The sequence below is a fragment of the Clostridium disporicum genome, assembly GCF_001405015.1.
GTDB lineage: Bacteria > Bacillota > Clostridia > Clostridiales > Clostridiaceae > Clostridium > Clostridium disporicum_B.
Window position 1 is genome coordinate 58,144 of the sequence record NZ_CYZX01000015.1, and the last position, 13,555, is coordinate 71,698.

At 27.3% G+C, this 13,555-nt stretch carries 10 protein-coding genes and 1 pseudogene; 3 read left to right on the forward strand and 8 right to left on the reverse strand.

Annotated features, from left to right (window positions below):
* Positions 1-424 precede the first annotated feature (424 nt).
* The 3 genes and pseudogenes from ARA56_RS17050 to ARA56_RS10935 form a co-directional block, all read right to left on the reverse strand.
* Complete coding sequence (locus ARA56_RS17050) at positions 425-553, reverse strand: hypothetical protein (protein ID WP_278336522.1); 129 nt, start codon at positions 551-553, stop codon at positions 425-427.
* A gap of 140 nt (positions 554-693) precedes the next feature.
* Positions 694-2,271: pseudogene (gene lnt / locus ARA56_RS10930) on the reverse strand (apolipoprotein N-acyltransferase).
* 275 nt (positions 2,272-2,546) lie between these two features.
* Positions 2,547-5,213, reverse strand: a complete 2,667-nt coding sequence (locus ARA56_RS10935; RefSeq protein WP_055266624.1) for a cation-translocating P-type ATPase — start codon at positions 5,211-5,213, stop codon at positions 2,547-2,549.
* A gap of 500 nt (positions 5,214-5,713) precedes the next feature.
* On the opposite strand from ARA56_RS10935, the gene ARA56_RS10940 reads away from it, so the two are divergent.
* Positions 5,714-6,016: a hypothetical protein gene (locus tag ARA56_RS10940; protein ID WP_055266626.1), complete on the forward strand. Its 303-nt coding sequence runs from the start codon at positions 5,714-5,716 to the stop codon at positions 6,014-6,016.
* Between the two features lie 78 nt (positions 6,017-6,094).
* Here ARA56_RS10940 and ARA56_RS10945 read toward each other — a convergent pair whose 3' ends face one another.
* The gene (locus tag ARA56_RS10945; RefSeq protein WP_242855932.1) at positions 6,095-7,276 is read right to left on the reverse strand and encodes a chloride channel protein; all 1,182 of its coding nucleotides are present in this window, start codon (positions 7,274-7,276) and stop codon (positions 6,095-6,097) included.
* 165 nt (positions 7,277-7,441) lie between these two features.
* Here ARA56_RS10945 and ARA56_RS10950 point away from each other — a divergent pair, with 165 nt between their 5' ends.
* Positions 7,442-7,879: a globin domain-containing protein gene (locus ARA56_RS10950; RefSeq protein ID WP_055266631.1), complete on the forward strand. Its 438-nt coding sequence runs from the start codon at positions 7,442-7,444 to the stop codon at positions 7,877-7,879.
* 295 nt (positions 7,880-8,174) lie between these two features.
* Positions 8,175-9,242 (forward strand): mannose-1-phosphate guanylyltransferase, encoded by a 1,068-nt coding sequence (locus ARA56_RS10955; protein ID WP_055266633.1) that lies wholly within the window; start codon positions 8,175-8,177, stop codon positions 9,240-9,242.
* A 55-nt stretch (positions 9,243-9,297) separates the two neighbouring features.
* Here the strand turns inward: ARA56_RS10955 and ARA56_RS10960 are convergent, their stop codons facing one another.
* From ARA56_RS10960 to ARA56_RS10975, 4 genes are all read right to left on the reverse strand, one after another.
* Positions 9,298-10,674 carry an aldehyde dehydrogenase gene (locus ARA56_RS10960; protein ID WP_055266635.1) on the reverse strand — a complete coding sequence of 459 codons (1,377 nt, stop codon included), beginning with the start codon at positions 10,672-10,674 and terminating at the stop codon, positions 9,298-9,300.
* 27 nt (positions 10,675-10,701) lie between these two features.
* On the reverse strand, positions 10,702-11,430 hold the full coding sequence (locus ARA56_RS10965) for a DUF3298 and DUF4163 domain-containing protein (protein ID WP_055266638.1): 729 nt from the start codon (positions 11,428-11,430) through the stop codon (positions 10,702-10,704).
* A 328-nt stretch (positions 11,431-11,758) separates the two neighbouring features.
* Positions 11,759-12,544 (reverse strand): 23S rRNA pseudouridine(2604) synthase RluF, encoded by a 786-nt coding sequence (rluF, locus tag ARA56_RS10970; protein WP_055266640.1) that lies wholly within the window; start codon positions 12,542-12,544, stop codon positions 11,759-11,761.
* A 17-nt stretch (positions 12,545-12,561) separates the two neighbouring features.
* Positions 12,562-13,554, reverse strand: a complete 993-nt coding sequence (locus tag ARA56_RS10975; RefSeq protein WP_055266643.1) for an anti-sigma factor domain-containing protein — start codon at positions 13,552-13,554, stop codon at positions 12,562-12,564.
* Position 13,555 lies beyond the last annotated feature (1 nt).

Consider the following 13,555-nt stretch of genomic DNA (forward strand, 5'->3'; position numbering starts at 1 on the left):
GTTAACTTTTCCCGGCTTCTTTAGCAGCCTTTTCACCTCGACGAAGTCGACTTTTCACTTGCGCACCTAGTGCGCACTTTATTTCTTTTCTTCATTAAAAATATAGTTCCTAATCTTATAAATGCAACTAAAACTAAAATATCTCCTACTTTACTATATAGTGTATTCTCGTTAATAAATTGAACTTTAGTATTTATGTACCCACTTTCTAATGGTAGCAACATTCCAATAGATTCTTTAGTTAATTATTCATATATTTTGAAGTGGTCATGTGTATCATTAGTACTCTACTTTTCTTCTGTAGATAGATTTCCTTTAATAATAGATATATCTACTAAGTCATTATTATTAATGCTATTAATTTTTATTAACCCAAATACTAAATTAACTATAAATATGCTTACTGAAATTATTATATATTTATTTATAAAAATGGTATTAATCCTATCCTCATAAATAAGCTTAGATTATCATATGTAAAAGATAATCCAGCTATTATAGCAGATATTATTACTAATAATATCTCTTTATTTTTATTCAAAACTCTAATCATAACCTTCAATAATAATTCTTTATCCTTTGTATTAAATTAAATATATATCATTATTTAATTCATACCCATTGTAAACAATTTATATATTTTTGATTTAATAATAAATCAATATTATTAGAAAGCTAATACTTTAGTTATATCTAATCCTCATAGTTTCTATATAAATTCTTTATTAAAAATACACATACTATAAATAAAATAACTATGTAAATTATATATTCACCTATCATTGTATATAACGTCTTATCATTTATAATCTCTACAGATGAATTTATATATCCTTGCTTTAAGGTGCTTAACCTTTCTACTATTCTTCCTTTATTATCTATAAAACAAGAAATTCCCGTATTAGCAGCACTTACAACATATCTATTATTTTCAATAGCCCTTAGAACTGCATTATTGTTATGTTCATAAACTGCTTTAGAATCTTTAAACCAAGAATCATTACTTGCTATAAATATTACTTCAGCTCCATCTTTTACACTCTCTCTTACTAACCTTGGGAATACAGATTCATAGCATACTAAACATCCTATCTTAATATTACTCTCATCAATAATTGCTGATTCCTCTCCTGCTTTAAGATCACCATCTACAAGATTTAACTCTTTAATTATAGGAATATTATCTAGTAGAAATTCTTAAAAAGGTAGAACTTCCCCAAATGGTACTAGATGTCTCTTAAAGTAAATGTCTTCAATATCTCCATCACTATTTATGGCTACTATAGAATTATATTTATAACAATCATTTTTATAGTCTGTATAAAAAGTACCAGTCATAAATGTAACATTAAGACTTTTAGCTAACGCCTTATACTCCTGTAATATCCAACTATTCTTTGAAATATCTATAGGTATAGCAGTCTCTGGCCATAATACTACTTCAGTCTTATCCCCATATGTACTACTATTTTCAACAGCCTCTACAGTTAACTCTTTATAAATATTAAAACTTTTAAATATGTCTCCTTTTTGCCATTTTTCAGTAGTATTTATATTTCCTTGTACAACAGTTACATTTACCTCTTTACTATCTACCCTCTCATTTAATTTTGCATATCCATAAGCTATATTAACAATAAAAATTAATATAGCTATAAAAACTAATTTCATAGCTACAGCTTTATTCTTCTTATAATTAACTAATCCCTCTAAAATCATTCCATTAAAAACTATTATTATAAAACTAATAAAGCTACTTCCAAAAAGAGAGATGCTTTGAATTATAGGTAAGTAATCTACCTGAGATATAGCAAGCTTTCCCCATGGAAATCCTAATAATCCTTGTTCCTGTATATACTCAATTACAACCCATAAACTTGCTATAGTAAAAATATTTAATAAGTTGTTTTTTACTTTTAGATATTTAAAAATTCCAAGAACTATACCTATTACTAAGCCTTCCAACAAACTAATTAATATCCATCCACAAAAAAGTATTATAATACTTTTTGTCTTACCTAAATCAAGCCATTCAAAAGGATATAGATTGAATATCCAATGTAATAACACTAAATAGTATGTAGTTCCAAATATAGTTCCAATTTTAAATATTTTTATAAAAGTATTCTCTTGTCTAATTAATATATTAATTAAAGGAATAAAACTTATCCACATAAGTATTCCTAAGTTATCAACAGTAAATGATATTCCGCTTATAATAGCTGATAAAATTATTATTAATATTTTACCTTTATATAAATCTGTTTTCATTGTACTATCCCCTAATAGATTTAATATTTTTAAGTATTAACATAAAACCTTTTATTAAACCAATCATATAAGTTAATTATTGATAATAAAAAAAGGCTGTGCCTAAGCACTAGCCTCCTTATAAAAATATCTGATAGCAGGTTACCTATTTGTTGCATAGCCTAAAATTATGGCTCTCTTCTGTGCTGCTATCTGACTTATATTTGAGAATTCCCTTTACTATAGTTTATTACCATATACAAAAAAGTTTACAATTTATCTTAAAATATTTATGATTATGCTATATTTTCTAAATTTTCTTCTTTTTCTATTATACTAATATTTTCTTTTCTATCAGCAATATTTTCTTTAACAATCTTAACGATTTGTATTATTATAGTTGGTATTATCGCTAATAAATATATTGTTCCATATTGATTTAATCTTAAGTTTTCAACTTGGAATAATCTTTGTAAGAAAGGTACAAATAAAACAGCATTTAAAAGTATTAATCCAATTCCAAAAGCTCCCCAAGTATATTTATTTGCAAATACACCTAATCTAAAGATTGAATTCTTACCTCTACAGTTAAATCCATGGAATAACCTAGCTAAACAAAGTGTTGCAAATGCCATAGTTGATGCTGTTAATGGAGTTCCTCCCTTAGCTCCTCCCATATAGAATGCTATTAAGGTTACTATTCCTATTAACAATCCTTCTAAACCAATACCTAATAAGAAATCTTTAGTTAATATTGATTCGCTTCTTCCTCTTGGCTTTTCATTTAACAATCCTTTATTAGCATTTTCCATACCTATTGCTATAGCAGGCAGACTATCAGTTAAAAGATTCATAAATAATAAATGTACTGGTGCAAATATCACTGGTAACGCCATTATTGATGAATATAAAACAGCTATTATCCCTGCAGTATTACCTGAAAGTAAAAATCTTATTGAGTTTTTAATATTGCTATAAACATTTCTACCATTAGAAACTGATTTAACTATAGTAGCAAAGTTATCATCAGTTAATATCATAGATGCTGCATCTTTTGAAACTTCCGTACCTGTAATACCCATTGCTATACCAATATCAGCCTGCTTTAATGCTGGCGCATCATTAACTCCATCACCAGTCATAGCAACTATTTCACCTTTTTCTTGCCATGCTTTTACTATTCTAATTTTGTGTTCTGGTGAAACTCTAGCATAAACTGATATATGCTCAATATTTTCTTTCAATTCTTCATCGGTCATCTTATCTATTTCTAGACCTTCAATAGCTCTGTCTCCATCTCTTAAAATACCAATTTCTTTTGCAATAGCTGAAGCTGTAATCTTATGGTCACCTGTAATCATAATTGGTTTAATACCTGCTCTTATACAATCCGCAACCGCTTGTTTGCTTTCTTCTCTTGGAGGGTCTATCATCGAAATTAATCCTATGAAAGTAAAGTTGTTTTCATCTTCTAAAGTTAAATCTCTAATATCTGATAACTCCTTATATCCAAAAGCTAAAACTCTTAATCCATTTTCAGATAATTCTTTATTAGTTATTATTATATTTTGCTTATCTTCATAACTTATTTCTTTAACACCTTCTGAAGTCATAATATATTTAACTCTATCAAGCATTACATCTAATGCACCTTTTGTGAACATTATATTCTTGTTATCTATATTATGAAGAGTACTCATAAGTTTTCTATCTGAATCAAATGGAATTTCTGATAATCTTGAAATATCTCCACGTAAATTTAGTTCATTAATAGAAAGTTTATGACCTAAATTAACTAAAGCAACTTCTGTTGGGTCTCCAATTTCTCTTCCATCTTGTGATGTAGAATCATTACAAAGTATAGCATTCTTTAATAAGTATGCTTGTACATTATTATCTAGGCTTAAACTTTCACCATCTATAAGTTCCCCATCAACATATACTTTTTTTACAGTCATTTTATTTTGAGTTAATGTACCTGTTTTATCAGAACATATTATAGATACTGAACCTAACCCTTCTACAGCTTTTAATTTTTTAATAATAGCATTTTCTTTTGCCATCTTTTGAGTACCTAAAGCAAGAACTATAGTTACTATTGAACTTAAAGCCTCTGGTATAGCTGCAACAGCAAGAGCAACAGCAAACATTAATGAATCAATTACTGGCATTTTTCTATATAAAGATAATCCAAATACAACAACACAAATAGCTAATATTATAAATGCTAGTTTCTTACTAAAATCATCTAAACTTACTTGTAATGGAGTCTTCTTTTCTTGAGTTTCTTCCATTAGAGTTGCTATCTTACCAATCTCTGTTTTCATACCTGTTGAAGTAACTAACACTAAAGCCCTACCATATGTAACTAGAGATCCTGAGAATACCATATTTTTCTGATCACCTAAAGCTACTTCTTCTTTATCTATTGTTTCAGTTGCTTTATCAACACTTAATGATTCTCCAGTTAGTGAACTTTCATTTACTTGAAGTGAGTAATTTTCAATAATTCTACCATCAGCAGCTACTAAATCCCCAGCTTCTAATATTAATATATCCCCAGGGACTACATTTTTAGAATCTATCTCTATTTTAGCTCCATCTCTTATAACCTTTGCTGAAGGTGATGACAAAGCTTTAAGAGAATCTAAAGATTGTTCTGCCTTAAAATGTTGTACAGTTCCAAGTATTGCATTTAAAATAATAACTGCAAATATTACTAATGTACTTTCTACATTATCACTCATCATTGATATTATTCCTGCAATAATTAATATAAATACTAGCAAATCCTTAAACTGACTTAAAAACACTTGGATAACTGTTTGTTTCTTCTTCTCATTAAGTGCATTTAATCCATTTTTACTTAAGCTTTCCGTAACTTGTTGTGATGTTAAACCATCTTTTGTAACATTAAAATCTTTCAATGAATCCTCTACATTAATATTAAAATAACTTTTCATACTTTTTCCCCCTTATCAAATTTACAATAATATGAGTCAATATAAAAAGAGACTCTTAATATAGTTCTCATTAAAATAACATCTAAGTTATTTTTTTAAGAATTATATTAAAAGTCTCGTAACCTAGTAGGCATATAACACCAGACTTAAAAGTCGCGATTGTTGATGTTATATTTTAAACTACTCCCCTTTAATCAATATTCATTTTATATAGTATTATATACCACTTATTTGAAAATGTCAATTATTTATAATTCATTTTACAATTATTTAATAAATTAAAAAAAATTAGTTGCTTGTTAAAATATATACCTTTAATTGTATTTTTATGGTATAATAATTTCATAAACCTACCAGGCAAAAATAGGTTTGAAAACGAAGGTAATCTGCTAATGCCTTCGTTTTTTGTTTTATTTTTATATTTTTTGTAAACGTTTTAAAGGAATTTTTTTATTCTTAACGAATATTTATATTATAGAAAGTATTTAAAGAGGTGACTTATGAACCATATTTTTTATATTAGTAATGATTGCATTGAAGTGTTTTTATCAGATACTTCTTCTACTGAAGATGATGAATTATTAGCTAAAGCGTTAAATTTCATGAGAAACTCTGGTTTAACAGTTACTTTAAAAGGTTTTGATAAATATAATAGAGCTATAGTAGATATAGATGGTGTAATACATACTGCAGCTAAAAACGGAAGTCTATGTCAAAGTCAAAGATTTATTACTGCAAAACATAAAATTTCTGTTGTAGAAAACTCTGAAAGATATAATAATATAGTTAAGCTATTAGCATAATAGTTTAATTCAAGCAACCTCTAAAAATATAAATTTTATAATTTATATTTTTAGGGGTTGCTTACTTATACACCCTTTCTACTCTATCCAAAGCTGAGATGAATATATTCCTTTTTTGCCTGAAATAATTACGCTTATTATACAAACCACCATAGCAAAAACTATATTCACTGATCCAAAGAGTTCAATATACATAATAAAACAGGCTATTGGAGCATTAGTGGCTCCTGCAAAAACACTAACTAATCCTAATGATGCTGCTACCGCTCTTGGTACTCCAAATATATTTGCTAATGTTGATCCTAAAGTGGCTCCTATTACAAATAACGGTGTTACCTCTCCTCCTTGATAACCTGCTCCTAAACATAATGTTGTTAAAACCAACTTTATTAGAAATGCAAAATACGGTACTTCTTTATCAAATGCTCCTGTTAATAATCCTAAACTTAAATTGTTATATACTCTATTTCCAATAATTAATGTAACACTAACCATTAAACTTCCACCTATGAAAGCTTTTAAATAGTTATTCTTAATATATTTTCCTAATATATACTTAAATAATTTAGTCATCTCAATAAATAATCTACTAACTAATCCAAAACATATAGACATAACTATTACTCTAAATATATTTGTAAATAAAAAAGGTTCAACTGGTGGAAAATCAAAATGTGTATGCTTTACGCCTAAAAATCTTACTACTCTATCTCCTACTATAGCTGCAGTTATTGCCGGTAACATAGAATTATAACTTATACTCCCTATAGCTGATACCTCTAATGCAAATATTGTCCCTGCAAGAGGAGTTCCAAATACTGATGAAAATCCAGCAGCCATACCAGTAATTAATAAAATTTTTTTATCTTCTTTGTAATTCAATAATTTACATAAAGAATTTGCTATAGTTCCCCCAATCTGAACTCCAGTCCCCTCTCTTCCTACAGAACCTCCAAATAGATGTGTTAGCACTGTACCTATAAAAACTAGAGGAGCCATAATAAATTTAATTTCCTCATTGCTTCCATTTATATTTTCAATTATTATATTATTTCCCTTATTAGAATTTCCTCCAAACTTCTTATAAAGAAATGTCATCAATGATCCTGAAACCGGTAAAAACCATATCAAATTATAATAAGTTAAATTTAAATTAATTGACTTTTCTAATAGTATTAAAAACACTCCTATTGAAACTCCTGATAGTAACCCAATTACAATTGCCACAAATGTTAATCTTAAAATTTTTACAAGTCTCATATACATTACCCCATAAATTTAATTAATAATATTAAATTTCCCATAACTTCAAAAACTTATTTTAAAATTAAATGTATATTTTACTTGCACATTTAATTCAAAAGTGATATATTATACTCATAGATAATAATTATTAATTAATATTTACTAAAAAGGAGTTTTAATATGTTAGATCAAAAAACAATGGATATAATAAAAAGTACAGTTCCAGCTTTAAAAGCTCATGGATTAGATATTACAAAAACTTTCTACAAGACAATGTTTGAAAGAAATCCTGAAGTTGCACCATTATTTAACATGGATAGACAAAAATCTGGTGAACAACCTAAAGCATTAGCAATGTCTATTCTAGCTTCTGCTCAAAACATAGACAACCTATCAGCTATAATGCCTGTAGTTGAAAAAATAGCAATAAGACATTGTGATTCTGGAGTAAAACCTGAACATTATCCTATAGTTGGAGAAAATTTATTAATTGCTATAAAAGAAGTTTTAGGAGATGCTGCTACAGATGATATAATGGATGCTTGGGGTAAAACTTATGGTGTTCTTGCTCAAGTATTTATAGATGTTGAATCAAAAATATATGCTTCAAGAGCTTAAAAATAGTTAAGTCTATTAATGAATACTTACTAATAAAGTCAGTAATGCTGACTTTATTTTTTTTTACTAAAAACTTTATTTAATTTTTCTCTTCTTATTATCATTATATTTCAAATATTACAAAAAAACTTAAAATAATATCTTAATCCAAAAATATATTATTTAAAAATCAATTTATTTTAACTAATATCTTCATTTTATTGCATTTATATTAATCAAATATCTCTTTATACATTTCACAAATATTATTTTCCTCTCATATAATACACTATAGCATTACTTGGAGTTGGATCATTTGATATACGCACTAGTTCTAGCAGGGGGAAAAGGTACTAGGTTATATCCCTTATCAAGGACTAACCAACCTAAACAATTCTTGAAACTAATTAATGGTAAAAGCTTTTTAGTAAACACCGTTGAAAGAATAACTCCTCTAATTAGTAAGGAGAATATTTACGTTGTTACTAATCAAGATTATGTAGATAAAATTAAAAATGAGTTAAGCGATATAAATCCTGACAATATATTTACAGAACCTCAAAACAAGGAAACCGCAACTTGCATAGGTTTATCTGCAGTCAAGCTTTTAAAAAAGGATAAAGATGCCATAATGGTTGTCTTACCTTCAGACCATCATGTAGAGGGTAAAAAAGAATATTTAGATGTATTGTCAGAAGCTATTGATATAGCAAATAAACGTCGAGGCATTGTAACAGTTGGTATTACTCCAACTAGACCCGAAACTGGATATGGTTATATTGAAATGGGTGAAAGAATTGTATCTTCTGAGGCAGCTTATAAAATTGCTCGATTTACTGAAAAACCCAATATAGAGGTTGCTAAGGATTTTCTACTAAAAGGCACTTATCTATGGAACTCTGGTATGTTTATCTTTAGAGCAGATGTAATTCTGCGTGAAATAGAAAAATATCTTCCAAAGATGTATAAATCACTTATGGAGATTTATCAAAACATCGGTGAAGAATTTGAAGAGCAAGTAGTTAGGGAACAATACAATCTTATAGATGGAATATCTATTGACTTTGGTGTGATGCAACGTACTAGAAAAGCATATGTGATCAAAGGTAACTTTGCTTGGGATGATATTGGTAGCTTTACTGCACTTAGCAGATTCTTAACTCAAAATAATAGCAATAATATTAGTAAGAATGTATATGTTCAAGATTGTGAAAACTGTTCAATCTTTGGAGATAAAAATTTAATAATAGGTTTTGGCGTTAAAGATTTAGTTGTTGTTGATGCTGGTGATGTTATTCTTGTTATGGATAAGAATAAAGACCAAGAAATTAAACATCTGCTAAATGATCTTAACACTAACGAGCAATTTGATGATTTTGTATAAAGTCATCGCTGTAAAGAGGCTACCTTTTGGTGGCCTCTTTACAGTTGCTTATAATTTATTTCATTATTTTTCTTAATAGATTTATTCTATTATTATAAGGTGCAAATCTAACTTTAAACTCTATAAAGGTTCCTCTTTTCATAACTGATTTACTATGAGTAAAAGTATTAAAACTATCTTTTCCATGATATTTCCCTAATCCACTTGGTCCTACTCCTCCAAAAGGAAGGTTTCCGTTAGCAACATGTATTATAGTATCATTTATAGTTACTCCTCCTGCACTAGTTCTTTCTATAATATACTCTATATTTTTATTGCTTTCTGAGAAATAATATAAAGCTAATGGCTTCTCTCTATGATTTATAATACTGATTGTTTCATCTAAATTTTCAAACTCTATTACTGGAAGTATCGGTCCAAAAATTTCATCTGTCATAACTGATGAATCTAGCTTCACGTTGGTTAAAATAGTTGGATCCATATATAGTTGATCTTTATCAATTTCTCCTCCAAAATATATATCTCCATCATTTAAATAATTTGAAAATCTATCTAAAGATATAGTATTTACTACTCTAGGATAATCTGGACTTTCTTTTATTATTTCACCAAATTGCGTCTTAATTTCTTTAACTAAAGTTCTTAAAAATTTATCTTTTATATCTTTATGTAAAAATAAATAATCTGGAGCAACACATGTTTGACCTGCATTTAAAAATTTTCCCCAAACTATTCTCTTAGCTGCTAAATTAATATTTGCATCTCTATCTACTATACAAGGACTCTTTCCCCCTAATTCTAAAGTTATCGGAGTAAGATTTTTAGCTGCCTTTTCCATAACAATTTTTCCAACTCTTACGCTTCCAGTAAAGAATATATAATCAAAAGGTAAATCTAAAAGATAAGATACCACTTCTTTTCCTCCTAATGGATTAACAACTCTTATATATCCTTTATCAAAATTTTCATTTATAATTTTCTCTAGTAACCTAGCTGTATTTATAGTAGTTTCTGAAGGCTTTATTATTGCTGTATTTCCTGCTGATATAGCACCAATAAGTGGTGCTATAACTAATTGAAACGGATAGTTAAATGGCCCAATTATCAATGTAACTCCATAAGGTTCTTTATATATGTAACTTTTTGAAGGGTAATATACAATTGGCGAACTTCTCTTCTCTCTCTTAGACCACTTTCTTACATTCTTTATGTGTAAATTAATCTCATCATATACTAACCCTATTTCTGTTGCATAGGCTTCAAAGTTTGATTTTCCTAAATCATCTTTTAATGCTTGTAATATTTCCTTTTCATTTTCCTTTATAACTTTTTTCAATGTTTTTAGTTGTTTAATTCTAACATCAATATCATTACTTTTTCCTGAATCAAAGAACTTCCTTTGATCACTAAATATATTTTTAATTTCTTTCATATAAACCTCTCTAAGCATATGTTTAAATTAAATTTTACCATACTTAAAGTTTTCTTCAAACATATTTATAGGCATACGAAATTCTGGTATTCCTGTTGCATATGGTGCAATTTCATATTGTCCATAATATATCACCAGATTACCATCTTCTATATAAAATTTTGTTTTTTCATCAATTCCATTAAATCCTTCTTTACCAGTAAAATAAATATCAGAATTTTTATTAATCTCATTCTTAATATTTGAATCTATCTTATCTTTATAATTATATTCACTATTAAACAGATCTTTTAATGTTAATATATCTCCAGTTGTTTCATCTATATTATATGATTTTCTTGTTGTTACACCATGAGCTCCTCCAGTATATTGATAATAATCAATATATAAGCTTATAACTTTTTTCAAATTAGTAACTTTATATTTAGCATTAAGCTGATATGGATTTAAAGGGGGTGTTCCATTCTTAAAATACTCATCTGCAATATATTTAGCATCATTTATCCATTCTTCTGTCCAGGTTGTGATTAAATTATTTATATTTTTTTCTTTATCTTCATTCGGTAAATTTTTTATTTGTGGAATAGTTACATCAATTTGCAAATAATCATTTTTACTCTTATAAACTTTATCCACAATAGTCATCTGTGGATAAATATTACTATATCCCCTTGTTATCAACATACTTTGTGGACAACTCCCAAAAACTGTTGATAACATGAATATTACTAAAATCGCCTGTTTTAGCCATTTCATCGATATCTCTCCTCTTTTTTCGATATAGTTCTTTCTTTTATCAATATTATCTACAATTTTACTAATAATTATTAACATTGCTATCAACAAATTTATAACAACTTATCCACAGGCACTTGTGGAAACTGTGTGTAACTCCTTTATTTGTAAAAAATAATTCCAAATTAGATTTTCCCAAATATTTTTTATTATACACATTAATTAATTCGTTAATCACACTTTCAAAAATGCTCTATAAATTTTAATATAAAAACAAATCAAAATTTTATAGTAAAAATAACAAAAAAATAAACCGCCTAAGCAGTTTATTTTTAATTTATTAATAATTCTATTTTATTTGCTCAGCATCTTTAGTTTTCACAGATGTTGATATCAATCTATTGAGTTCTTTTAACTCTTTTTCAGTCATATCTCTCCATTGACCTATTTTTAAATCATCTAAATTAACATTCATAATCCTTACTCTTTTAAGCTTAGTAACTTCATATCCTAAAGCTTCACACATTCTTCTAATCTGTCTATTTAATCCTTGTGTAAGTATAATTCTAAAAGTGTTATTACCTTCTTTTTTAACATAGCATTTCTTTGTTACTTGACCTAGTATTCTTATACCATTACTCATTCGTTTAACGAATTCATCATTAATTGGTTTATTTACAGTTACTATATATTCCTTCTCGTGATTATTTCCTGCTCTAAGAATCTTATTTACTATATCACCATCATTCGTTAAAAAGATAAGTCCTTGTGAATCTTTATCCAATCTTCCTATAGGAAATATTCTTTTTTCATGGTTAACAAAATCAACTATATTTCCTTTTACCTTATGTTCAGTTGTGCATGTAATTCCAACTGGTTTGTTTAAAGCTATATATACCAGTTCTTCATCCTTATATATTTTTTTACCATCAACTCTTACTACTTGCCCTTTTGAAACTTTAGTTCCCATAGTTGCTTTTACATTATCTATAGTAACTCTTCCACTTTCAATTAATTTATCAGCTTCTCTTCTTGAACAATAACCTGATTCACTTATATATTTATTTAATCTTATATCATCTGGTCTATCATTATGAATAATTATATTATTCCTCTTTTGTGAATTTTGTTTCATATACTTCCCTCTTACTACTAAAAATTCTGCTCTATTCCAGAATTATTTAATTTAAAATCTATTTGTTCTAAATATATATAATCCTCGGTTTTAGATAATAGTCCATATTTTATTGGTTTTCCATTTACAGTAACTATTATACCTGTTTGAGGCATCATATCATTTTCATTTGCATACTTAATTATACTATATATTGCATGATCTATACCTTTATCAAGGACATCAATGGTTTCTACCATTTTACTTCCTCTTTCAGTTCTAGAATATATATTTTTTATCCTATTAAAAGAATTTACCTCTAATACAATATTTGATGTTGTTCCTACCATTACAGTACTTACTACTTTAGTATATCTGAAAATAGTCATTCCGATTAAAACTAAAAAGATAGCTACTAACATTGATATATGAAATTTATAATCTCTCAATAACTTCTTTGGAGTTCCACTAACCTCTTCACCTATTGATACTATATCATTTGTCTTAATCTTTACTAGGTCACCCATAGAGGTCATTATCATCGCATTCTTTTTTCTAGAGCTTATAACAATTCCTTTAATATCTTTATTATTTTTTAAAATACTTAAAGCATTTACATCAATATCTTTTTCTTCATCTTCTATTACCCTTAAATAATCCTGTATATGCTTATATTTAGGGTCTGATAATATAACAACATATGTCACTATATTATCTCTCCATTCTTCTAAGTATCTTCTAGTCTTGCCAAATTCTTTTGCAACTACACTCATCGGAATATTTTTCTTACTTTTAAAGTTATTTAATATTTCAACATCTTGAACTATAAAAAAAGCGATATTTAAAAGTTCATTCTTTATTGAATACGGTACTTCCATTAATGCTAAGTCTTTTAATATTACTCTGTAATTAATAAGTTCTCTCTTTAATAATAATATTTGTTCTTTTCTTTCTTCAATTATCTCATCACTTATAACTATAAGTGGTGCTATAGATGAAAATCTATATACTACTCTTTCGTCTCTCCCCATT

Bases quoted from the DNA above. Each gene is read 5' to 3' on its own strand.
- ARA56_RS17050 (WP_278336522.1), bottom strand. From the start codon at position 553: ATGATTAGAGTTTTGAATAAAAATAAAGAGATATTATTAGTAATAATA.
- ARA56_RS10940 (WP_055266626.1), top strand. From the start codon at position 5,714: ATGAACCATATTTTTTATATTAGTAATGATTGCATTGAAGTGTTTTTA.
- ARA56_RS10960 (WP_055266635.1), bottom strand. From the start codon at position 10,674: ATGAAAGAAATTAAAAATATATTTAGTGATCAAAGGAAGTTCTTTGAT.
- ARA56_RS10975 (WP_055266643.1), bottom strand. From the start codon at position 13,554: ATGGGGAGAGACGAAAGAGTAGTATATAGATTTTCATCTATAGCACCA.
- ARA56_RS10965 (WP_055266638.1), bottom strand. From the start codon at position 11,430: ATGAAATGGCTAAAACAGGCGATTTTAGTAATATTCATGTTATCAACA.
- ARA56_RS10945 (WP_242855932.1), bottom strand. From the start codon at position 7,276: ATGAGACTTGTAAAAATTTTAAGATTAACATTTGTGGCAATTGTAATT.
- ARA56_RS10950 (WP_055266631.1), top strand. From the start codon at position 7,442: ATGTTAGATCAAAAAACAATGGATATAATAAAAAGTACAGTTCCAGCT.
- rluF (WP_055266640.1), bottom strand. From the start codon at position 12,544: ATGAAACAAAATTCACAAAAGAGGAATAATATAATTATTCATAATGAT.
- ARA56_RS10935 (WP_055266624.1), bottom strand. From the start codon at position 5,213: ATGAAAAGTTATTTTAATATTAATGTAGAGGATTCATTGAAAGATTTT.